We start from the raw sequence: 22,991 nt of genomic DNA, 5'->3' as shown, positions 1-22,991 counted from the left end.
ATGTGTGGCGCTCACACCGGCCTCTTCCCGGCTGAAGCCGGTCCTACGAAGCGTGCGCGGTCCCACTATGGGTACGCCAGCACCTCCATCATCACCCCCGACTGCCACTCGAAATACGGGTTGAACGTCAGCCGCGCGAAGACCTTGCCTAGCTCTCGATAGCCCCAATCGGAATACCACACCGGCTCGCCATTCAGGCATTTTTGCATGTCGGCGGATGACTGGCCGTTCCAGCATATTCGCTGAGTGCCATTTACCCCATACAGCGGATTTGCCGGGGAAAACATCAGCCCCATGTGCGAGAACCGGGCGATGCGGTATTCGGGCAGGAAGTCGTTGCGCACCAGTACCTTCAGGTTTTTCTGCGCCGGTGCCGGTTCGTTGCCGTACCAGATCAGTCGGCTCAGGGGGTGGGTGAAGCGGGCGTTGAAGGTGTCCAGCACGTAAGCGGTGTCCAGCACCGAATCGTGCTCGGTGATGGCGACGAAGACCGGCTTGTCGTAGGCCCCTCTGTCGAGATGCTTCTGCGCCAGCAGCGCGCTGCGATAGAACTGGGCGAAACCGTTGGTGGGCACGTTCAGGTAGCGGACCGGCGTCTGCATCGGGCGCACGCCATCATCCGGCTTCGCCAGCCACGGGCGAAACCAGCCGATGTATTGAGTAACCCAGGCGTAGGTGTTGGCAGGTTTGAAGGCCGGAGAGAACAGCACCAGGCCAGCGATATTCGGGTGCTCGTAGGCGTAATCCAGCACCAGATTCGCCCCGGTCGAAAACCCGCCCATATACACCGTCGGCACCTCCAGCTCAAGAAGCTGCGTCTGCTCGCGCACCACCTGCTGCCACTGCTTGAGCGTCACCCCCAGCATGTCCGCCGGCTTGCTGCCATGCCCCGGCAGCAAAACCGTGCGCACCAGAAACCCCTGCGCGGCGAGCGCTTCGCCGACGTCATTGAACGACCAGGGGGAGTCGCCGAGGCCATGGACCAACAAAATCCCCCGAGTGGCTGGCGCTTCTGGCCGCCATTCCCGAGGCGCATTCCATTCGATCTCGGCAGGGTGATCGGTCGTCTGAAAGGTGCGGTTCCCCTGCGTCCAGTCAATGGTCTGCTGGCGATACTCGGCAAAACTCGCCTGCCCCAAAGGCGGCTCGCCGGAGGCGCAGGCCTGAAGGGTCATGGCGCAGAGGAGGAGGGTGACACGGTGCAGCTTTTTGATGGCAGTTCTCAACATAAATAGGCATTACTCGATAGGGCCATAAAGGTACGGTCGCACTCTGCCACGGCCTCTCGCTGTTGGATATCGATGCACTCAGGACTGGCGCGAGAAGTCTTGGAAAAATTCAGGCAGACTCCCACCACCCACAAAAACAAGACCTGATGTGTATGAACCCTCATTCCCTTTGCTGTGCAGCCACCCCTCATGTTCGCCCTTGACCACGCCCTCGCCCAGGACATCGTCGACCGGGCGATGGCGATTTTGCCGTGCAACGTCAATGTCATGGATTACCTGGGCATCATCATTGGCAGCGGCGAGGTGGAGCGGTTGTACACCCGGCATGAGGGGGCGCAACTGGTCCTCGCCAACAGCCGCGTGGTGGAGATCGATTCGCACACGGCGCGGCAGCTCGACGGCGTGCGCCCGGGGGTGAATCTGCCGTTGATGCTGGATCAGAAACTGATCGGCGTGCTCGGTATCACCGGCGAGCCGGATGAGGTGCGGGTCTACGCGGAACTGGTGAAGATGACCGCCGAGATGCTCATGGAGCATCGACGTCAGCAGGCTGATCAGCAGTGGCGGCATCAGCGCAGTGAAGACTTGCTGTCGCGGTTGTTGCTCGGCGACAGCGCTGCCCACTTGGTCGCCGAAGCTGAACAGTTGGGTCTGCAGCCGCAGTTGCCGCGCCAGGCCGTGTTGCTCGAACTGCCTGAAGACGCGACCTATGCCGCTGCGATGAGTGCGTGGCTGTCGGGGCGCTACGCCAACAGCTGGTGCCTGCCGTGCGAGCCGGGTCTGATTTATTGGTGCCGCGCGCTGGGCAAGGACCGTGACGACGCCTTGTTGCTGGAGCTGTTCGACGAGCAGGGCTGGCCCGTTCAGCGCATGGCGACCGTCGAGCCATCGTCAGACCTCCCCTCCCTGCGCGCCGCGTGCACCGCCGCCCGCGACCTGCTCGAATACGCACGCCACCTGCGGCCGGCCGTCAAACTCCTGCGTCTGGGCAGCCATCGCGTCGCGCTGCTGTTTTGGCGCAACCGCCACGACTGGTTGGCCGAAGGCATCGCCGAGCCGATTCAGCGCCTGCTCGACAACCCGCAGTTGCTCGACACCCTGCGCGCCTGGTTCGATTACAGCGGCGAAAGCCAGGCCTGCGCCGACGCGCTGGGCATCCATCGCAACAGCCTGCGTTACCGGCTCGAGAAAATCACCGAACTGACCGGTTGTGATCCCTACCGGACCGAAGATCTCTTGCGCCTGTACCTCGGCGCGCAGATGGTGGCCAGGTGAGGGCTTTTGGGGGGCGGGGACAGATTGATTTACGGTGAAGCGCTGTAAATAAATCAGTCCCCTAAGCTGGCAGGCGCGCAGATGGTGGTCAGGTAAGAGGCTTTCGCGGCTTTGTTCGTATGAACAACCGAGAGAGACACCTGTTGTGCATGCGTAAGGCGGTAAAGTCGCCCCACGGTGCGAAGATCGGCCCTCAGACAAGGAGAACAATATGAAAATCGTCATCGCCCCGGACTCTTTCAAAGACAGCCTCAGCGCCCAGAGTGTCGCCCAAGCCATTGCCCGCGGGCTGAGGGATGTCTGGCCAGACGCAGAACTAGTCGAGTGCCCGATGGCCGATGGCGGGGAGGGCACCATCGAAGCGGTATTGGCCGCCTGCGACGGTGAATGGATGAGCAGTCAGGTCAGCGGACCGCTTGCTGAACCGGTTCTGGCACAGTGGGGCTGGCTGCCGGAAACGCGCACGGCAATCATTGAGATGGCCACGGCCAGCGGTTTGCAACTGCTGAGCCTGGAACAGCGCGACGCAACCACCACCAGCACGTTTGGTACCGGCGAGCTGATCAAGGCCGCTCTGGATGCCGGCGCCGACCGGGTGATTCTGGCCATCGGCGGCAGCGCGACCAATGATGCCGGCACGGGCATGCTCTCGGCGCTGGGCGCGCGCTTTCTTGATCACGACGACCAGCCCCTACCGGCCGGTGGTCTGGCCCTGGCGCAACTGGCGCGAATCGACCTGACCGGGCTCGACCCGCGCTTGAACTGCGTGCAGTTCGAAGTCGCCGCCGACGTCAACAATCCCCTCTGCGGCGTGCAAGGCGCGTCGCACATCTTCGGCCCGCAGAAGGGCGCGTCACCTGAACAGGTGCTGGCGCTGGACGCAGCGCTGGGGCATTTCGCCGAGCACTCGGCTCAGGCGCTGGGCCGCGACGAGAGCGAATATCCGGGAAGCGGCGCAGCAGGCGGCATGGGCTTCGCGGCCAAGGCCTATTTGAACGCGTCGTTCCGCCCCGGTGTGGAGGTGGTGGCCGACCTGACCGGGCTGGCCGAGGCGCTGGAGGGTGCAGACCTGGTGATCACTGGCGAAGGCCGTTTCGACGCCCAGACCTTGCGCGGCAAAACGCCGTTCGGCGTCGCCCGGATAGCGCAGCGCCACAACGTGCCGGTCATTGTGCTGGCCGGGACACTGGGCGAGGGCTACGCCGACCTCTATGCCCACGGCATCAGCGCCGCGTTCGCGGTGACCAGCGGGCCGATGACGCTGGAATTCGCCTGCGCCAACGCGGCGACGTTGCTCCACGACCGCGTGCGGGATATCGCCCGGGTGTGGGCCCTCGCTGCCCGTTGACGCTGGCCTGATCGTTTCCGTCGATCAGGCGGTCTTCAGGTGCATCAGCGGAATCGGTTTGCGCATCAACGTGCCCACCAGCACCGCCGCGAACAGCGCGATCAGACCTGCCACCCACAGCACCGAGCCGAAGCCCGAGACGAAGGCATCCCGGGCCAGCGGCTCAATCATACCCCGCGCGCCGGCATCCATGGTTTGCAGCGCGGCGTGCATGTCGCCGGCCACCACCCGTGACGCGATGTGCTCGGCCTGATCGAGAAGACGGGGCGTGACAGTCGCCAGTGAGTCTTTCAGCGAACCGAGCGTATGACTGGCGAGCAGCGCGCCGTAGACGCCGATCGCCAGCATGATCGCGCTGAAACGCATGGTCGTGCTCATCCCCGACGCCATGCCGGTGCGTTCCCGTGGCACGCAGGCCATGATGTTTTTCTGCGTGTCGCCATTGAGCAAGCCCGCGCCCGCACCGGTCACCGCCATCGCCGCCGCGAACGCCGGGTAGCCGCCAATCCCTGTGGCCCAGGCGCACAGCAGGTTGCCGATGCCGACGAGGGTCAGGCCCAGCGCCATCATGGCGGCCGGCGACAGGTGCCGTGACAGCGTCGGCCCGAAGCGCGGCAGCAGCAACATGGTGATCGCGAAGGGCAGCATGCCCAGGCCCGAGCCGATGGCGCTGAAGCCCAGGCCGTTTTGCAGGTAAAACGGCAGCAACGTCATCATCACCTGGGCGCAGCCGGCGTAGGCGAACATCCCGAGCAGGGCGCCGATGAAGCGCGGGTAGTTGAACAGCTGCAAATCGACCATCGGCCGCCGTTGCAGGCGCTCGGCGATGACGAACAGCACGAGGAGCACGGCCCCCGCTGCCAGACGCATGGACGTGAGCGGGTGGTCCCAGCCGATTCGGTTGGCTTCGATCAGGCCCCAGATCAAGCTCAGCAGGCTGGCGCTGAAAAACAGGCTGCCCCACGGGTCGAGACGCGCCGACTGCTCGTTGCGCGACTCCTCGATGTGACGCAACACCATCAGCAGCAAGCCCAACCCCACCGGCAGGTTCAGGTAGAAAATCCAGCGCCAGCCAATCAGGTCGGCGATCAGCCCGCCCACCGTGGGCGCTGCGGTCATGGCCACGCCCATGCAGGCGCCCCAGAACGCCCAGGCTTTGGCGCGCTCGGCTTCATCGTGGAAAACGTGGCCGATGGTCGCCAGCGCCGAGGTCAGCAGAAGCGCCGCGCCGACGCCCTTGATCGCCCGGGCGATGTCGAGGAACAGAATGTCCGGCGCCGCGCCGCAGCCCAGCGAGGCCAGAATGAACAGCACCAGCCCGGTGACCAGCATGCGCTTGCGGCCAAAGCGATCGGCCAGACTGCCCGCCGGCAGCAGCAGCGCGGCGAAGGCCAGCATGTAGGCGCTGACGACCCACTCGATGTCGGCGAACCCGGCATTCAGGTCCCGCGCGATGCTCGGCAGGGTCACGGCGACAATATTGGTGTCGAGCACGATCAGCGCGCACACGCCGGAGGCCGTGAGCAGGGTCATGCGGGGGCTGGGTCGAGACATGTGCGGGGCTCCGGGGGGGCTGTTAGGTGCGGACTAACGCGGGTGGTGAAGAAGTGGGGCGGGGTGGTGCTTCGCCGCAACAGAGTAAGCGGATATGCCCTATGCTCTGTTACCCGCGCCTCGCGTTTTCATTACCTGCCAGGTAACGCTCCATGGAAATCCGCCATTTTCGCTACTTTCTGGCGGTCGCCCGCCATCGGCATTTCACCCGCGCGGCCGAGCAGTTGGGCATCGCGCCGCCGACGCTGACGCGTCAGATTCAGGACTTGGAAAATGCCTTGGGCACCCGACTGTTTCTGCGGGAACAGCGGGAGGTGAGGCTGACGGAGGCCGGGCGCGCGCTGCAGATCGAGGCGGAGCTTGCGGTGCGGCAGTTTGAGACCGCGCAGTACAACGTCCAGCGCGCCGGCCGTGGCGAGGCCGGCAGGATCGAGTTGGGCTACGTCGCCTCAGCGGTGTTTTCCGGGGTGTTGCAGCAACACGTCAGTCAGTTTCGGCAGCGCTATGGTGGGGTTGAATTCAGTATCAACGAGCACCTGATGCCGACGCTGCCGCGGCTGATCGAGGAGGGGCGGCTGGACGTGGGTTTTATCCGTTCTCCCATGCAGCTGCCGGATGCCTTGAGCGCCGTGGAGTTGCTGACGGAGGGTTTCGCCCTGGCGCTGCCGGACAGTTCGTGGCTGGGCAAGTTGAAGGTCATCACTGCGGTGAATCTGCAGAACGAGACGTTCATTCTCCCCGAGCAGATTTCCGGCACGCTGGAGGTGGCGGCCCACGGCGGTTTTGCGCCGACGCTGGGTCCGCAGCCGGGAGGGCTGGTGTCGGTGATTGCGTTGGTGAGTCTGGGGCAGGGTGTGGCGGTGGTGCCGGAGTCGGTGGTTGATCATATTCGTTTGCCGAATGTGGTGTATCGGCGGATTGAGGATTGTCAGCCGAGCTCGTCGTTGTCGCTGATCCACCGACGCTACGAGAAGGCCCCGGCGGTGATGAGGTTTATTGAGTACGTCAAGGGCGGCAAGGGCGCGGGGGCGCTGTAAAAAAGATCAAGGGCGTCGGCCTAACGGCCTCGGTTTCGCCTTCGGCGAGTTACTTGGAAAAGCACCCCAAGTAACCAAGGGTGCTTGCTCCTGGTTGGGCCCCTCCTGCGTCGGGGTTCCTTCACTCCGGTCTCGCTCCGTGGGCCCGCGCCGAACGGACATCCATGTCCTGACGGCGCTCTCGCCGCATCCCTGCGGCTCGGCCCACTGCGCGAGACCTGCGTTCAGCCTGCACCCAAGTCGCGATTAGCGGTGTTTGAGCCTTTTGTGTATGAAGATCAAGATCAAAGGCGCGTTTAAGCAGATCAAAAGCTTCCCGGCTGAAGCCGGTCCTACGGGAGCGCGCGGTCTGTGGTGGGACCGGCTTTAGCCGGGAAAGGGACGGTTCGCTCAGCATCGATTCCGATCGTTCCCACGCTCCGCGTGGTAACGCCCCTCCGGACGCTCCGCGTCCCGCAGACAACGCGCATTCAGGCCGGGGAAGGTGACGCGGAGCGTCACGAGATGCATTCCCACGCGGAGCGTGGGCACGATCAAGTGAGGCCTATTGACTGCTGCACGCGTCGTAGGACCGGCTTTAGCCGGGAAGCTTCTGCTCTTGCCTTCGCTTTTGATTTTATACGCGCTAGCCCAGACACCGCGAAACGCGACTTGGTGCAGGCTGAACGCAGGTCTCGCGGAGTGGGCCGAGCGGCATGGATGCCGCGAGAGCCGCCCCCCGCCATGGATGGCGGATGGCGGCGGGCCCACGGAGCGGGACCGGAGTGAAGGAACCCTGAGGAACGAAGGGCCCAACCAGGAGCAAGCACCCTTGGTTACTTGGGGTGCTTTTCCAAGTAACTCGCCGAAGGCGAAACCGAGGCCGTTAGGCCGACGCCCTTGATCTTGATCTAATCAGACTACGCCTAAGCTTTCGCAGCCTCAGGCACCCGCCCATACACATCGGTAAACCGGACAATATCGTCTTCCCCCAGATACTCCCCGCTCTGCACCTCGATCATCACCAGATCAATCACCCCCGGATTGACCAAGCGATGGGTGTGGCCGGGCTGAATGAACGTCGACTCATTGGTGTCGAGCATGAACTCCTTCTCGCCATTCGTAACACGCGCCATGCCACTGACCACAATCCAGTGCTCACTGCGGTGGTGATGCATCTGCAGCGACAAAGACGCCTGCGGTTTCACCACGATGCGCTTGATCTTGAAGCGCTTGCCCTCCTCAAGCACCGTATAAGTCCCCCACGGCCGGGTAACGGTGTTGTGCAACAGATACGCCGGATGACCCTGACGCTTGAGCTCCTGAGCGATGATCTTGACCTCCTGACTGCGATCGGCGTCGGCGATCAACAAAGCATCCGGCGTGTCGATGATGATCAGATTATCCAGACCCACCGCACCCACCAGGCGTTTTTTCGAGTCGATGTAGCAGTTGGTCACGTCGTGCAGCACCACCTGGCCGTTGCACTGGTTGCCGTTTTCATCCGCCGGGGCCAGCTCGCGAATGGCGCGCCACGAACCGATATCGCTCCAGCCCATCTCGCAGGGCACCACCGCGACCTTCTGCGAACGCTCCATCAACGCGTAATCGATGGAAATGTCAGGTGCCTGGGCGAAGGTCGTGCTGTCCAGTTCGATCTGCAGCTCGTTGCGGCCTTCCTTGGTGTTGCACTGCGACAGGCAATGGCGCACGGCGGCCAGCACCTCCGGCGCGTGAGTGTCCATTTCGTTCAGCAGCACATCGACGCGCATGCAGAACATCCCGGCGTTCCACAAATGCAGACCGCCTGCGAGATAGTTCTGGGCAGTGACGGCGTCGGGTTTCTCGACGAAGCGCGCGACCTGGTAGGCCTCGCCACCGAGGGCCTGGCCTTTCTCGATGTAACCAAAACCGGTCTCTGCGCGGGAGGGAATCAGCCCGAACGTCACCAGCCAGCCTTCGTCGGCCAGTTTGCGTGCGCTTTGCACGGCCGTCTCGAAGGCGGCGACGTCACTGATGAGCTGGTCAGCCGGCAGGATCAGCAGCTGCGCGTCGTCGCCGTAGCGCGCCTGAACGTGCAGCGCCGCCGCAGCGATGGCAGGGGCAGTGTTGCGGCCGAACGGCTCGAGCAGAAACTCGAGCGCCAATTGGTGCTTGTTCAGCAGCCGATATTCATCGACAGTGCGGAAATACACATCCCGATTGGTGACGGTGAGAACGCTTCCCACGCCGTCCAGCTGGCTGGCGCGGTTGAACGTCTTCTGCAGCAGGCTTTCGCCGTCCGGCAGGCGTATGAAGGGTTTGGGCATCGCCTCCCGTGAAACAGGCCACAGCCGGGTGCCGGCGCCGCCAGCAATAATGCAGGGAATCAGTTGCATGTCGTTTCTCGCCTTTTCGATCCGTGAATCAATGACTCGGCGGCATGCCAGGCCAATCGGTAAAAAGTCAATTTACTGACTTTTAATTCGGGGCCGGTCAAATTAGCCAATTATTTGTCGATTAAGCGCTTTCCTCCGATGCATTTCAAGGGTCGGTAACGCAGAATTAACGCCTCTCGTCCCTTATTTGCGGGGCACTGACCGTAAGGGCTGTGGCAGTGGCAGCATCGGGGCGCAGGGCAGAGGAGGAGCAGCCTTGTCTAAGTCCCTGCCGCGCAAGACTTTTTGCCATCACTGGGCTCTCGACCTGCCATTTCACGGCTGTCCGGAGGTATTTAAAACGTCTCTCATCCGGGACACTGGCTCAAAAGATTTTTCCCCCACGGGCTTTTTTTGCAGCGGGCGCGGTCAACACATCACGCATCAATTCGTACAGGTAGAAGGAAGGGATATGACAGCGCGCAGGGCATTACTGATTCTTCACGGCAAGCAGGCGCTCAACGAGGATGTCCGCGAGGCGGTGGAGCGCAAGCGCAAACATGGCTGGGAACTGGACGTGCGCGTGACCTGGGAAGCGGGGGATGCCCAGCGCCTGGTACGTGAGGGGCTGGAGGCCGGTCATCGGCACATCATCGCCGGTGGCGGCGATGGCACGCTGCGGGACGTGGCGGAGGCGCTGGCGCTGTCTGAAGTCGACGCCAGCCTGGTGATCATGCCGCTGGGCACCGCCAACGACTTCGCCCGTTCGGCGGGCGTGCCGCTGGAACCCGATCAGGCCCTCGACCTGCTGGACGTCCCGGCGCGCCCGGTCGACATGGGGGTCGTGGGCGGGCAAATGTTCCTCAACATGGCCACCGGCGGGTTTGGCAGCCAGGTCACCGCCAACACCTCCGAAGACCTCAAAAAAATCCTCGGCGGTGCGGCCTATCTGTTCACCGGCCTCACACGTTTCAGTGAGTTGAAGGCCGCCTACGGCGAATTCAACGGCCCGGACTTTCACTGGAAGGGCGAGATGCTGGCGCTGGGGATCGGCAACGGTCGTCAGGCGGGCGGTGGCCATCCGTTGTGCCCGGAAGCCCTGGCCGATGACGGGCTGCTGGACATCAGCATTCTGCCAGCGCCCCAGGAGGTGGTGAGCACCCTGAAGAGCCTGCTCGAAGGCGGTCTGGGCCTCGACAACATGTTCGTTCGGGCGCGGCTGCCGTGGGTGGAGCTCAAGTCGGCGCAGGGGCTGAATATCAACCTCGACGGCGAACCCCTGAGCGGCGAAGCAAACCGTTTCGAGGCGCGAGCGGGTGCGTTGCGCGTTCACCTGCCGTCGCATTCGCCGCTGCTGGGGCAGACGCGACAGCTCGCCTGAGCCTTGAAATGTCGGATGAGCCGCGCCCGCGTGCTCATCCGGCGCCGTCAGTCATCCAGGCTGATGATTCGCTCCCTCACACAGAACAGCACCAGCCCGGGCACGTCGTAGATGTGCAGCCGCTTCATGATTTGCGCGCGATGGGTTTCCACCGTTTTGACGCTCAGGCCGAGGCCGGCAGCGATCTCGCGGGTGGAGGTGCCCCGCACGACCAGCCGCAGGATTTCCAGCTGCCGCGCGGTCAGGTTGTGGTTCTCGGCGGGTTCGGCAGGTGCGATCTGGCTGCTGACCAGCGCCTGGCTGATGACCGTGTGAGCGATGGCCGGGCTCAGGTAGCGTTCGCCATCGCGCAGGGCGTTCAGCGCGTGCTCGATCTCGCTGGCGGTCGCATCCTTGAGAAGATAGCCGTGGGCGCCGCTGGCCAGCGCGCCCATGATCAGGCACGGCTCGGTGTGCATCGACAGAATCAGCACCCTGCTGTGCGGAAGCGTCCGGCGCAGGCGTTGCAGGGCCTCCAGACCGTCGCTGTCTCCCATGGAGATGTCGAGCAAAATGATGTCGGGTTTCAGCTGCAGGCTCATTTCCAGCAACTGATGGCCGTCGCTGGCCTCGCCAATGACGGCGTAACCCGGAATGTCTGACACCAGCGCGCGAACACCGGCGCGGATCAGCGCGTGATCATCCACCAGCAGCACGTTGCAGACCCTCACGGCTTGCTGCCATTGGCGCGTCCGCGAACACGCGGCGCCCACGGAAACAACGCCTGAATGGAGGTGCCTTGTCCGGGCTCGCTTGCGACGCTCAATTCACCGCCCAACAGGCTCGCGCGCTCCGCCATGCCGGCCATACCGCGCTGTCCCTGTCCAGCGGGGCTCAGCGCCGGGGCGAACCCGAGGCCATCATCGCGAATGCTCAGCGACAACCCTTCCGGACGACGCTGCAGTTGCACGCGCAGGTTTTTTGCCTGGGCGTGGCGCAGCATGTTGGTGACGGCCTCCTGGGTAATCCGGAAGGCCGCCACGGCGATTTCTTCGGGAATACCGTCCAGGCGCTGCTGGCATTCCAGGCTCCACTGCACGGACGTGGCCGACAGCGTGCGCAGCAAATGCGCGCGCAGGCTGGCTTCCAGTCCCAGGCTGGTCAACTGGCGGGGGTTGAGGATGGCGGACACGTCGCGAACCTTCGCCAGGGTTTCATCGAGGGTGTTGATGAGCGTTGTGCACTGCGCGTGCAATGCCTGCGGCGCGCGGCGCTGAAGCCAGTCACTCTGCATTTTTGCCGCCGTGAGCATCTGGCCGATGTCATCGTGCAGCTCGCGGCTCAGACGATGCCGCTCGGTTTCCTGAACCTGCAGCATGTGCTCGGCCAGTTCCCTGGGCTGAAACTGAATGGTCCGGTTCGGGCGGGTCAGGCTGTAGCAGAGGCCGGCAAACGCCAGCCCGTTGATAAGCGCCAACCCCAGCGGCAGCGCGCCGCTCGCCAGATACGCGACCACATTGCAGCCCGTGGTCGCCAGGCCGAGCAAGGCTGCCCAGCGAATCATGCTGCCGGGGTTCATCCGATGAACGCCACGTAATTTCCTGCTGCCATGCATAGCGAATGAAGCCATCGATAATGGATGTCTACACCTGACGGATCTGTCAGGCCATTTGAACGAGCACTGCGAACAACCCAATGCTGAACTTCCTGTGTAGGGGTATAGCGCGTCCAGACGACTGTTCGAATGGACCGAAAAAGTGCTGCTTCAAGCGTCCCTTCGAGCGCGCCGATAGTACCTTAATTGTCGGTTTTATTGAGGGCTGAGGTTGAGCACTGATTGACACCCATCACAACGCCGAGGGTCCGTTCAGCCAGCCTTTCAAGTGCGGGACGGGCGTGCGATGGGTGCTATCAGCAGCAATTCATGGCGCTTCACGGTGATCGGCACGCTCGGGTGCGAGCCCGTCGTACTTCCCGCCACTGACCGTCCAGCCCGGGTTAACGGCGACGTTGAGCGCCCGCGTGCCGGCCCCGCACTGGCAGGCGAATGCGTCCAGCAAATCGCGCTGCTCGCAGTCGTCAAGCGCCAGCGATCCAGTCTGGGGGTCGATGAGCTCAAGCTGCCAGGCCATCAGCTCGAAGCAACATTTGAGGGTGTGCAATGCCTTTGGCTGCAATTGCCCGGCAGCGTGGGCGAAGTAAAGGAGGTAACGCAACTGGCGGGCAAAACCACTGACGGTTTCAACGCCATGGGTGTCTGCCTCGCCGGCAATCTGTTGCAGTGTGGTGAGCAGGCATTCCATCGCGTCACGATCATCGCTGATCAATTCCAGATGGCTGAGGCATTCATCGGCGCGGCACATGAGTGTCTGGGTATCGCTGAGAAACTCTGCATGCAGCTGCTGCCATTCATTGCCGTTCAGCATGTGCAATCTCCACTCTTCTCAAATGGCGACGTCAGGTCGCGTGGGGCGAGTGGCCCAAAGTTAATGTTGAAGGCACTGGAAAGTCTGTAGGGCGTTTCTGATTGTTGCGAATGGTCGGGCAGGGCGGGGTAATCGGCATGAGCGCGTCGGACGTTCATCTGCCCACAGGGCTCGCGAGGACAGTCCGTTGCAAGGCGGCCGGCCACTGAGGGGGATACTTCCGCGAGCGCAACCGCATGCCTGACTCCATTCATTTACGAGAAGGGCGTCACAGTAATGGCTATTGGGAAGGCCGAATATTGGGTTCGCCCCGATTGCCCTTAAGGGTTACCCCTACTCGCGGTGTCGCTCTGCAGCAGGTCGTCATCGGGCCGCGCGTCTGAAAGCCACGCCGTTCGCCGGTCTGCCAGCGCTCAGGTCTGTCGACGGGCCTTTGGTGATGTTAATGTGACATCAATTGCGCCGTGCGCATTCTATTCCGATTAAGGTCTGTCATGGGGCTGCCGATAAAGGGTAGGCGGACTTACTTGAACCCTGCTCCAGGAGCAACAGATGGCTGGCATTCTCGACACAGTAGACCAACGTACACAGCTGGTAGGTGAGAACCGCCTGGAAATCCTCATGTTCCGCCTGGCTGGCCGGCAGTTGTTCGCGATCAACGTATTCAAGGTTCAGGAAGTCCTGCAACTGCCCAAGCTGACGCTGATGCCCCAGCGTCATCCGTTCGTGTGCGGCGTGGTCAACCTGCGCGGCCAGACCCTGCCGGTCATCGACCTGTCCCAGGCCATCGGTATGCGCCCGTTGGTGCCGGGCCCTTCGAGCACGATCATCGTGACCGAATACAACCGCTCGGTTCAGGCCTTTCTGGTGGGCGGCGTCGACCGCATCGTCAACATGAACTGGGAGGCGATCCTGCCACCACCGACCAGCGCCGGGCGTCAGCACTACCTGACCGCCATCAGCAAGGTCGATGACCAGTTGGTGGAGATCATCGACGTGGAGAAAGTTCTCGCCGAGATCGTGCCGTACAGCGCCAAGGTCTCCCGCGACAAGCTGGAAGATCCGGTCCTCACCCGCGCCATTGGCCGCGAAGTGCTGCTGGTGGACGACTCCAACGTGGCGCTCTCGCAGTTGCGTGACACTTTGGGTCAGCTCGGCGTAAAAATGCACGTCGCCCGTGACGGGTTGAAAGCCCTGAACATGCTCAAGGGCTGGGCGGACACCGGCGAAGTGATGACCGACAAGCTGCTGATGGTCTTTACCGACGCCGAGATGCCGGAAATGGACGGCTACCGCCTGACCACGGAAATCCGCAACGACCCCCGCCTGCGCGGCCTCTATGTGGTGCTGCATACCTCGCTGTCCGGCAGCTTCAACGAGTCCATGGTCAAGAAGGTCGGCTGCGATAACTTCCTCTCCAAATTCCAGCCGGACAAGCTGGTCGATGTGGTCCGCGAGCGGCTCATGCTCGACAACTGATCCGGTTCTGTTTCAAGCCCCTTGCTGTATGGAGGGGCTTTTTTGCATCTGTACCGCTTGGTTTTCCGGCGTCTCGTATAGAGTGGTGGCTTTCCGCTCTGGCATAAGGACGCGTACATGTTTCACCTCAGCGCACTGTATCGGTACCCCCTCAAATCCTGCATGGCCGAGCCGTTGCAGCAGGCCAGTTTCGATGAGTTGGGCATGAGTGGTGATCGCCGCTGGATGCTGGTGGATGAGGCCACCGGGCGCTTTTACAGCCAGCGTGTGCTGCCGCAGATGTCGCAGCTGTCGGTGCTGTGGAAGGGCGGTGGCGTGACGTTGTCGGCCCCCGGTCTGGGCAGTCTGAATGTGCCGGTGCCAGCCGATGAAGAGGCCAATCTGCGCGGCATCACGATCTGGCGCGACAGTTTTCGTGTGCCGGACGCGGGCGAAGACGCGGCGCGTTGGGTCAGTGCCCTGGTGGGCAAGCCGACACGGCTGGTGCATGTGCCGAAGGCCCGCGCTCGCGGGTTGCCTTCCGGTTACGGGGCGATCGAAGACAAGGTCGGGTTTGCTGACGGTTTCCCGCTGTTGTTGATCGGCCAGTCCTCGCTGGATGATTTATCGCAGAAGGTCGGCCGCCCGCTGGAGATGCTGCGGTTTCGCCCGAATCTGGTTGTCACTGGCTCCGAGGCGTTTGCGGAGGATGGCTGGAAGCGGATTCGAATTGGCGGCGTTGAATTGCGGGTGTTAAAGCCCTGCTCGCGCTGCATTCTGACGACGATAGATCCGGCAACCGGCGAACGTAGCGCCGACCGCGAACCGATGACGACGCTGAAGACGTATCGGGAGCGGGAGGGTCAGATCTGGTTTGGGCAGAACCTGGTGAGTAATGGACCGGGGCAGGTCGAGGTGGGGATGGAGGTTGAGGTGCTGGAGTAGTTGAGCGCTTGCTCTTACGCTTTCCCGGCTAAAGCCGGTCCTACAAAATGCACTCGATTCGCACTGTAGGACCGGCTTTAGCCGGGAAGAGGCCGGCAGTCACGCCGCGAATCTCCGCCGTGCAGCCCGATGTCTTCCCGGCTAAAGCCGGTCCTACGACCGCGCAGCCTTACAAATCATCAAAGAACCGTTCATGCCAGTCCACCAGCGGCTGCGGCGAGTTGAGCTTTTGCCCATAGATCACTGCATAAGACAGCACGTTCTGCACGTACTGACGGGTCTCGTCGAACGGAATGCTCTCGACCCAGACGTCGAAGGCCAGGTGGTTGGCGCCCCTCAACCACTGACGGACACGTCCCGGGCCTGCGTTATACGCCGCCGAAGCCAGCACCCGGTTGCCATTGAACTGCGCATGGACCTGGCTCAGGTACGCGGCGCCGAGCTGGATGTTCTTGTCCGGATCGAGTACCTGCGCCGGCGAGGCCAGAGGAATACTGAATTTGCGTGCGGTCTCTTTGGCCGTCGCAGGCATCAGTTGCATCAAGCCTGCGGCACCGACGCCGGAGCGGGCGTCGTCCATGAACGCGCTTTCCTGTCGCGTGATCGCAAATACCCAGCTTGAATGCAGCCCGCGAACCTGCGCTTCACGCACCAGGGTGTCGCGGTGGGCCATCGGGAAGCGAATGTCGAGGTCGTCCCAGTACTGCGCCTGGCTGATGGTGCGAATCGCCGGGAAGTACCAGTGCATGTCGTACGCCAGTTTGGCCTGGGCAACCATTTCGTCACGGCTGAAGCGACGGGTAACGTGGTACCACTCGCGGCGACCGTCGACGATCTGCCCGCGATCGTAGAACTCCAGCGCGCGGCGCACACCTGGGGTGTTGCGCACCTTGGTCATCAGCGCCTGACTCATCGCCAACGGCTTGTTATTAAGCATGTAGGGCGTCTGGGTGCGGTCGGCGGCGAGGAAACCGTAGAAATCGCGCTCCTTTGCGACCGCCTTGTACAGCCCCGGCAGCAGTGGGCTGTTGGGCTGGGCCAGCTCCAGGGAGCGGGCCTGCCAGTAACGCCAGCGGTTGGTGGTCGCCAGGTCTTGGGGCAGGCGACGGGTCAGCTCGTACGCGTCACTCCAGCGGCCCAGTCGCAGCAACAGGCGCAGGCGCCATTCGGTGACGGTGTTGTCGCGCAGGTCCGGGTCGTACTTGGTCATGACCTCAAGGGCACGGCCGTCGTAACTGCGGGCGAGGGTCAGGCCGATTTCCTTGGCGATCTGCACCTGTTCTTCATGGGAGAAATGCAGCACCGGCGCGTAACTGTCGAGCAGTTCCATGGCCCGCTGCGGGTCCTGCTTGGCCAGACGGCGCAGGCCCAGACCCACCACATCGGACATGGCCTCGTCGGCCGGCATGAACTGGCCCTGGTTGTTGACCATTTCCGGCTTCTGCGCCACGGCGATCAGCAAACGGCCCTGGGGCGCGAGGGTCGTCATGCTGTTGACCAGCTGATTGGCCAGCGCATAGTTGCGCCCTTGCGCAGCGAGCTTGGCGCGCTGCCAGCGTTTCTGCTCGGTCAGCTGACCTTCGACCGCCCACTGGGTGAAAAACGTGTCGCAGGCTGCCGGCAGCGTCTTGCCCGTCATCCAGGTCTTCTCGGCGTTGGCATAGCCTTCCGAGCGCTGGTTATGGCTGAGCTGATAGGAGCCGTACAGGCAGTCGAGTTCGACGAAATTCAGCTTGGGGTCGTAATACTTGACGAAGGGCTGCCAGTCACCGCGCGAGGCCAGCAGTCGCAGCCAGCGCAGCTTCATGTAGTTGGCTTGCGGCAGGTCGCCATGCTCGGCGAAGAATTTTTCGACTTCCTCGTCACTCGCGCTGTTCAGGCGTGCGGTGAGTTCGTCGTAGGCCAGATACGGCTCGAGGGGGTAATCCGCCAGCGCGGCGGCATAGGTGCGATAAGGGCCGCTGTCGCCCTTGGCCAAAGCGCGTTTGGCTTCATCGTAATACTGACGCTGGGTGGTGAGATCGACCGCTTGGACGGACTGGGCAGCGGTGGCCGACAGAAGCAGGCAGGACAAAAGGCTGAAGAAACGACTGCGCATGAGACTTCCGTTCAGATGCATCGTGAAAAGTGCGGCTAGCTTAGCCTGTTGCCCGCGCGGGTTGAAGCGCTGCCTCGCCCGTCGTGATGGATGGAAACAAACCCGGCCTACAATCGGCCGGCCACCGGGTCCGGACGACGTCCTGTCATCGATTAGCCGCCCCTCTGCCGGGTTATCTCAGGTAGAATGCGCGCCCGGTTTTTGGAGAAGCTCATGACCCTGCTCAAATTCAGCGATGTGTCCCTTGCGTTCGGCGCCATGCCGTTGTTGGACAAGGTGTCCTGGCAGATCGCCCGTGGTGAGCGGGTCTGCATCATTGGCCGCAACGGCACGGGCAAGTCCAGCATGTTGAAGCTCGTCAAAGGCATTCAGATGCCCGACGACGGCAATGTCTGGCGCGCCCCCGGCCTGAAGATCGGCGAGCTCCCGCAGGAGTTGCCGGTCGCTGACGGCCGTACCGTGTTTGACGTGGTGGCCGAAGGCCTGGACGGCGTGGGCGAGCTGCTCGCTCAGTACCACCATCTCAGCCAGAACATCGTCACTGCCGAAGACCTCGACAAGCTGATGCACGTGCAGTCGGACCTCGAAGCCCGTGACGGCTGGCGCCTGCAGCAGTTGGTGGACAGCACCCTCAGCCGTCTGCAACTGCCGGCCGACAAGACCCTCGCCGAACTGTCCGGTGGCTGGCGTCGTCGCGTGTTGCTGGCCCAGGCGCTGGTGTCCGAGCCTGATCTGCTGATGCTCGACGAACCGACCAACCACCTCGACATCGGCGCGATTGCCTGGCTCGAAGAAGCCTTGAAGGAATTCCAGGGCGCGGTGTTGTTCATCACCCACGACCGGTCCTTCCTGCAGAACCTCGCGACCCGCATTCTGGAGCTCGACCGTGGCGGCCTGATCGACTGGGATGGCGACTACGCCAGCTTCCTGGTGCACAAGGAAGCCATGCTCGCGGCGGAAGAAACCGCCAACGCGCTGTTCGACAAGCGTCTGGCCCAGGAAGAAGTGTGGATTCGTCAGGGCATCAAGGCCCGTCGTACCCGTAACGAAGGCCGCGTACGCGCCCTGAAGGCATTGCGCGTCGAGCGCAGCGACCGCCGCGAACGCACCGGCAAGGCCAACATTCAGCTCGACACGGCAGACAAATCCGGCAAGCAGGTGATGGTGCTCGACAACGTCAGCTTCGCTCACCCGGGCGGCCCGATGCTGATCAAGGACTTCTCCATGGTCCTGCAGCGCGAAGACCGCATCGGTCTGCTCGGCGCCAACGGCACCGGCAAGACGACGCTGCTCAAGCTGATGCTCGACAACCTCCAGCCCACCAGCGGCAAGGTGGAAGTCGGCACCCGTCTGGACGTCGCCTACTTCGACCAGTTGCGTCACCAGCTCGATCTGGAAAAGACCGTGATCGATAACGTCGCCGAAGGGCGCGACTTCATCGACATCGACGGCCAGAGCCGTCACGTCCTCAGCTACCTGGGCGATTTCCTGTTCAGCCCGCAGCGGGCGCGGACGCCAGTCAAGGCATTGTCGGGTGGTGAGCGGGCGCGTCTGCTGCTTGCCAAACTGTTCAGCAAACCGGCCAACTTGCTGGTCCTCGACGAACCGACCAACGACCTGGACGTCGAGACCCTCGAGCTCCTTGAAGAAGTGCTGCTGACCTTCAAGGGCACCGTGCTGATGGTCAGCCACGACCGGGCATTCCTCGATAACGTCGTCACCAGCACCCTGGTGTTCGAAGGCGAGGGCAAGGTCCGCGAGTTCGTTGGCGGCTATCAGGACTGGATTCGTCAGGGCGGCTCGCCGCGTCTGCTGGGCGTCACCGACAGCAAGTCCGGCAAGTCCGAGCTGGCCACTGCCGTGGTTCAGGCAGCACCCGTCGCGGCGGCCGAAATGCCCGTCGCGAAAAAGAAGCTCAGCTATAAGCTGCAACGCGAGCTGGAAGCGCTGCCCGCGCAGATCGACGGTGTAGAGGCGCAAATGGCTGCGCTCACTGCCGAGATGGCCGAGGCCGGTTTCTATCAGCGTCCTTCAGAGCAAACCACTGCCGTGATGGCGCAGCTGGAAAGCCTCCAAGGCGAACTGGACGGGCTGCTTGAGCGTTGGGCCGAGCTGGACGAGTGATCGGTCACCTGCGGCCCTAAAAAAGCCCGGTCCTTTTTCAAGGGCCGGGCTTTTGTTTGCGGGCCTGAATCAGTCGACGCGCTTGACCAGTCGCACAGCCAGTACGTCGCACGGTGCGCCGTGCAGCACGTCATTGGCGGTGGAACCGAGCAGCAGCGACAGACCGTGTCGGCCATGGCTGCCGACAACGATCAGGTCGACCTGGTGCTCCTTCGCCAGGTTGTGGATTTCCTGACGCGGCTGGCCATAGGTGAGATGGCTGTCGCCGGTTTTGACGTCAGGGTATTTGCGTTTCAGCGCTTCCAGCTTTTCCTTGGCCTGATCGAACTGCTGTTGTTGCAGCTGCGACAGGTCCATGGGGACATCGCCACCGAAGGCCATGGCCATGGGTTCGACGATGTGCACCAGCGAAAGCTTCGAGCCGCCGGCCAATGCCAGCGCCATGGCTTTTTTGATCACCGGATCGCACTCTTCAGTGAGGTCCACGGCTACCAGAATATGTACATAGGACATGGGGTTTTCCTTCTGAGGTTTGCGATGGTTTTGATTATGGCTCTTTTCACGCGCCTCTGGCACGCCGATGTGGTCCGCCCGCCGCTTGCCGCCGCGGGGGGCGTACAAATATGACGGTGTGGATCGTTCTGTCAATCATCGCGGTGGTTTTAAGTCCGATGGTCTGGCTGCGCCCGTCGCGCTCCCAGAGCGGCAGAATGGCCATGCGCATGCAGGCGCGTCGAATGGGGCTGGCCATGCAGTTGATCCCCCAGGAGTGGCCGCACTGGGTGCCGACCGAGCCGCCGAGCCCGTGCCCGCAGTATCACCGGCCTCGTACCGCACGTGCGCCCGATGTCTGGGTGTACTGGCAGATGGAACCGGGCGTGTGGCTTAACCAGTGGCGCGAGCCGTGTGAAGATCCGCGGCTGCTTGAGCAGTTCAAGACGCTGCCGGCAGACGTCTACAAGGTGGAAGCGGGCAAGCAGCTGATTGCCCTGTACTGGGCCGAACGTGGCGAACCCGATGTGTTGCAGCACATTGCAGCGGTGCTGAAGGCCTTGGCGTAATCCGCCCCCGATGCCCGAATCACGGGCATTAAAAAGCCCGATAACAACATCGGGCCGGGGTTGGCCAGGCAGGCCGTAATTCCTGTGCGGTGCGGTGCAATGCCGCGACCGGGGTCACATATCGCTTGGTGGCGACGCTTAAATGACCCGTCTTGATGCGCAGTGCGCTGAATGTAGACCTTAATGGTGCATTTGTCTGCTGCCGTGCTGCTTTTTATTCCCTCCGTGCCAAGCTTCTCCACGCGCCAGCGCTTGATCAGCGGCTGCCGTCACTGAAGCAATCATTACCTTGAATGGGCCCGTATCAGGCGCGCTTTTTACCTGCGATTTGCCTGTTTTGCCCGCTGTGTGCTGAATTGACAATTGCTGGAATATGGCAGAAGGTAGCCGCACCCAAATCAAACGGGCGTATGAATTGAGCGTTTGCCGTAGGAATGCTCTGACAGACGCTCGAATCGCGTCGACGGGGTGACTGGCGTTTGGTGTTTCGCCTCGACGGCAACGTCGTGCATAGCGCCGGATCTCAGCGTCTGATGCGTATTGTTCAGCTTCCATATCGTGGAGATCAGTTGATGATTTACGAAGGTAAAGCCATCACGGTTAAGGCTCTTGAAAGTGGCATCGTCGAACTGCAGTTCGACCTCAAGGGTGAGTCCGTCAATAAGTTCAATCGTCTCACCCTCAACGACCTCAGTCAGGCCATCGAAGCCATCAAGGCCGACAGCTCGATCAAGGGCGTCATCGTCACCAGCGGCAAGGACGTGTTCATCGTCGGCGCCGACATCACCGAGTTCGTCGATAACTTCAAGCTGCCGGACGCTGAACTCGTCGCCGGCAACCTCGAAGCCAACAAGATTTTCAGCGCGTTCGAAGACCTCAACGTGCCCACCCTCGCGGCCATCAACGGCGTCGCGCTGGGCGGTGGTCTGGAGATGTGCCTGGCCGCTGACTTCCGCGTCATGTCCGCCACCGCCAAGGTCGGCCTGCCAGAAGTCAAACTCGGCATCTACCCGGGCTTCGGCGGTACAGTCCGTCTGCCACGTCTGATCGGTGTGGATAACGCCGTCGAGTGGATCGCGTCCGGCAAAGACAACAGCGCCGAAGACGCACTGAAAGTGGGCGCCGTCGATGCAGTGGTCGCCCCGGGCAAACTGCAGGAAGCTGCTCTGGACCTGATCAAACGCGCCATCTCCGGCGAGTTCGATTTCAAGGCCAAGCGTCAGCCGAAGCTGGACAAGCTCAAGCTCAACGCCATCGAGCAGATGATGGCCTTTGAAACCGCCAAGGGTTTCGTGGCAGGCCAGGCCGGCCCGAACTACCCGGCTCCGGTCGAAGCGATCAAGACCATCCAGAAAGCCGCCAATTTCGGTCGCGACAAAGCGCTGGAAGTGGAAGCGGCCGGTTTCGTGAAGATGGCCAAGACCTCGGCCGCCGCGAGCCTGATCGGCCTGTTCCTGAACGATCAGGAGCTGAAAAAGAAAGCCAAGGTCTACGACGAAGTGGCCAAGGACGTGAAGCAGGCCGCCGTACTGGGCGCCGGCATCATGGGCGGCGGCATCGCCTATCAGTCGGCGGTCAAAGGCACGCCGATCCTGATGAAGGACATCCGTGAAGAAGCCATCGCACTGGGCCTGGGCGAAGCATCGAAGCTGCTGGGCAAGCGCGTCGAAAAAGGCCGTCTGACCTCCGCGAAGATGGCCGAAGCGCTCAACGCGATTCGTCCTACGCTGTCCTACGGCGATTTCGGCACCGTCGACCTCGTCGTCGAAGCCGTGGTCGAGAATCCGAAAGTCAAGCAGGCCGTGCTGGCCGAAGTGGAAGGGCAGGTGGGTGAAGACACCATTCTCGCTTCCAACACCTCGACGATCTCCATCAGCTTGCTGGCCAAGGCCCTCAAGCGTCCGGAAAACTTCGTCGGCATGCACTTCTTCAACCCGGTGCACATGATGCCGCTGGTCGAAGTCATCCGTGGCGAGAAGTCCAGCGAAGTCGCCGTGGCGACCACCGTGGCCTACGCCAAGAAAATGGGCAAGAACCCGATCGTGGTCAACGACTGCCCGGGCTTTTTGGTCAATCGCATCCTGTTCCCGTACTTCGGCGGTTTCGCCAAGCTGGTCAGCGCCGGTGTCGACTTCGTGCGCATCGACAAGGTCATGGAAAAATTCGGCTGGCCAATGGGCCCGGCGTACCTGATGGACGTGGTCGGCATCGACACCGGCCACCACGGTCGCGACGTCATGGCTGAAGGTTTCCCGGACCGCATGAAGGACGATCGCCGCACCGCTGTCGACGCCTTGTACGACGCCAATCGCCTGGGCCAGAAGAATGGCAAGGGCTTCTACGTCTACGAGACCGACAAGCAGGGCAAGCCGAAGAAAGTGGTCGACGCTTTCGTGCTGGAAGTGCTCAAGCCAGTGATCTACGAGCAGCGTGAAGTCAGCGACGAAGACATCATCAACTGGATGATGATCCCGCTCTGCCTTGAAACCGTGCGTTGCCTGGAAGACGGCATCGTCGACACGGCGGCCGAGGCCGACATGGGCCTGATCTACGGCATCGGCTTCCCTCCGTTCCGCGGTGGCGCGCTGCGCTACATCGATTCGATCGGTGTTGCTGAATTCGTCGCCCTGGCTGACCAATACGCTGATCTGGGCGCTCTGTACCACCCCACTGCGAAGCTGCGTGAAATGGCCAAGACCGGCCAGCGCTTCTTCGGCTAAGTGCCCAACGAACAGGTGAA

At 62.4% G+C, this 22,991-nt stretch carries 17 protein-coding genes; 9 read left to right on the top strand and 8 right to left on the bottom strand.

Annotation, left to right across the window (positions count from 1 at the left end):
• Positions 1-65 precede the first annotated feature (65 nt).
• A complete protein-coding gene (locus SLW74_RS22925) occupies positions 66-1,229 on the bottom strand; it encodes an alpha/beta fold hydrolase (RefSeq protein ID WP_410930215.1) in 1,164 nt (387 codons plus the stop codon).
• A 189-nt stretch (positions 1,230-1,418) separates the two neighbouring features.
• On the opposite strand from SLW74_RS22925, the gene SLW74_RS22920 reads away from it, so the two are divergent.
• Together SLW74_RS22920 and SLW74_RS22915 are read left to right on the top strand one after the other, a co-directional pair.
• Positions 1,419-2,504 carry a CdaR family transcriptional regulator gene (locus SLW74_RS22920; RefSeq protein ID WP_410930214.1) on the top strand — a complete coding sequence of 362 codons (1,086 nt, stop codon included), beginning with the start codon at positions 1,419-1,421 and terminating at the stop codon, positions 2,502-2,504.
• A 211-nt stretch (positions 2,505-2,715) separates the two neighbouring features.
• Positions 2,716-3,852 carry a glycerate kinase gene (locus SLW74_RS22915; protein ID WP_410930213.1) on the top strand — a complete coding sequence of 379 codons (1,137 nt, stop codon included), beginning with the start codon at positions 2,716-2,718 and terminating at the stop codon, positions 3,850-3,852.
• Between the two features lie 24 nt (positions 3,853-3,876).
• Here the strand turns inward: SLW74_RS22915 and SLW74_RS22910 are convergent, their stop codons facing one another.
• Complete coding sequence (locus SLW74_RS22910) at positions 3,877-5,406, bottom strand: MFS transporter (protein ID WP_410930212.1); 1,530 nt, start codon at positions 5,404-5,406, stop codon at positions 3,877-3,879.
• A gap of 152 nt (positions 5,407-5,558) precedes the next feature.
• Here SLW74_RS22910 and SLW74_RS22905 point away from each other — a divergent pair, with 152 nt between their 5' ends.
• Entirely contained in the window at positions 5,559-6,443 is an 885-nt protein-coding gene (locus SLW74_RS22905) for a LysR family transcriptional regulator (RefSeq protein WP_410930211.1), read from the top strand.
• Positions 6,444-7,348: 905 nt separating this feature from the next.
• Here the strand turns inward: SLW74_RS22905 and SLW74_RS22900 are convergent.
• A complete protein-coding gene (locus tag SLW74_RS22900) occupies positions 7,349-8,800 on the bottom strand; it encodes a mannose-1-phosphate guanylyltransferase/mannose-6-phosphate isomerase (protein ID WP_410930210.1) in 1,452 nt (483 codons plus the stop codon).
• Between the two features lie 451 nt (positions 8,801-9,251).
• On the opposite strand from SLW74_RS22900, the gene yegS reads away from it, so the two are divergent.
• On the top strand, positions 9,252-10,160 hold the full coding sequence (yegS, locus tag SLW74_RS22895) for a lipid kinase YegS (protein ID WP_369319700.1): 909 nt from the start codon (positions 9,252-9,254) through the stop codon (positions 10,158-10,160).
• Between the two features lie 47 nt (positions 10,161-10,207).
• Here the strand turns inward: yegS and SLW74_RS22890 are convergent, their stop codons facing one another.
• The 3 genes from SLW74_RS22890 to SLW74_RS22880 form a co-directional block, all read right to left on the bottom strand.
• Positions 10,208-10,870, bottom strand: a complete 663-nt coding sequence (locus SLW74_RS22890) for a response regulator transcription factor (protein ID WP_192130172.1) — start codon at positions 10,868-10,870, stop codon at positions 10,208-10,210.
• Entirely contained in the window at positions 10,867-11,703 is an 837-nt protein-coding gene (locus tag SLW74_RS22885) for a sensor histidine kinase (RefSeq protein ID WP_244160343.1), read from the bottom strand. Before SLW74_RS22885 ends, SLW74_RS22890 begins: the two co-directional genes overlap by 4 nt.
• Before the next feature lie 358 nt (positions 11,704-12,061).
• Positions 12,062-12,565, bottom strand: a complete 504-nt coding sequence (locus SLW74_RS22880) for a hypothetical protein (RefSeq protein WP_410930209.1) — start codon at positions 12,563-12,565, stop codon at positions 12,062-12,064.
• Between the two features lie 552 nt (positions 12,566-13,117).
• On the opposite strand from SLW74_RS22880, the gene SLW74_RS22875 reads away from it, so the two are divergent.
• Together SLW74_RS22875 and SLW74_RS22870 are read left to right on the top strand one after the other, a co-directional pair.
• Positions 13,118-14,044, top strand: a complete 927-nt coding sequence (locus SLW74_RS22875; RefSeq protein ID WP_065988584.1) for a chemotaxis protein CheV — start codon at positions 13,118-13,120, stop codon at positions 14,042-14,044.
• 117 nt (positions 14,045-14,161) lie between these two features.
• The gene (locus tag SLW74_RS22870) at positions 14,162-14,968 is read left to right on the top strand and encodes an MOSC domain-containing protein (RefSeq protein ID WP_410930208.1); all 807 of its coding nucleotides are present in this window, start codon (positions 14,162-14,164) and stop codon (positions 14,966-14,968) included.
• 169 nt (positions 14,969-15,137) lie between these two features.
• On the opposite strand, the gene SLW74_RS22865 is transcribed toward SLW74_RS22870, so the two are convergent.
• A complete protein-coding gene (locus SLW74_RS22865; RefSeq protein ID WP_192130176.1) occupies positions 15,138-17,066 on the bottom strand; it encodes a transglycosylase SLT domain-containing protein in 1,929 nt (642 codons plus the stop codon).
• A 213-nt stretch (positions 17,067-17,279) separates the two neighbouring features.
• Here SLW74_RS22865 and SLW74_RS22860 point away from each other — a divergent pair, with 213 nt between their 5' ends.
• Positions 17,280-19,190 carry an ATP-binding cassette domain-containing protein gene (locus tag SLW74_RS22860; RefSeq protein WP_410930207.1) on the top strand — a complete coding sequence of 637 codons (1,911 nt, stop codon included), beginning with the start codon at positions 17,280-17,282 and terminating at the stop codon, positions 19,188-19,190.
• A gap of 69 nt (positions 19,191-19,259) precedes the next feature.
• Here SLW74_RS22860 and SLW74_RS22855 read toward each other — a convergent pair whose 3' ends face one another.
• On the bottom strand, positions 19,260-19,703 hold the full coding sequence (locus SLW74_RS22855; RefSeq protein WP_192130178.1) for a universal stress protein: 444 nt from the start codon (positions 19,701-19,703) through the stop codon (positions 19,260-19,262).
• Between the two features lie 110 nt (positions 19,704-19,813).
• Between SLW74_RS22855 and SLW74_RS22850 the strand changes: the two genes are divergently transcribed.
• Both SLW74_RS22850 and fadB read left to right on the top strand, forming a co-directional pair.
• A complete protein-coding gene (locus tag SLW74_RS22850; RefSeq protein ID WP_410930206.1) occupies positions 19,814-20,251 on the top strand; it encodes a hypothetical protein in 438 nt (145 codons plus the stop codon).
• A 572-nt stretch (positions 20,252-20,823) separates the two neighbouring features.
• Positions 20,824-22,971 (top strand): fatty acid oxidation complex subunit alpha FadB, encoded by a 2,148-nt coding sequence (fadB, locus tag SLW74_RS22845; protein ID WP_410930205.1) that lies wholly within the window; start codon positions 20,824-20,826, stop codon positions 22,969-22,971.
• The last annotated feature ends 20 nt before the right edge of the window (positions 22,972-22,991 follow it).

The sequence above is a fragment of the Pseudomonas sp. W5-36 genome, from assembly GCF_046540455.1.
GTDB classification, from domain to species: Bacteria; Pseudomonadota; Gammaproteobacteria; order Pseudomonadales; family Pseudomonadaceae; genus Aquipseudomonas; species Aquipseudomonas graminis_B.
This window is presented reverse-complemented; position numbering and strand designations above follow the sequence as displayed.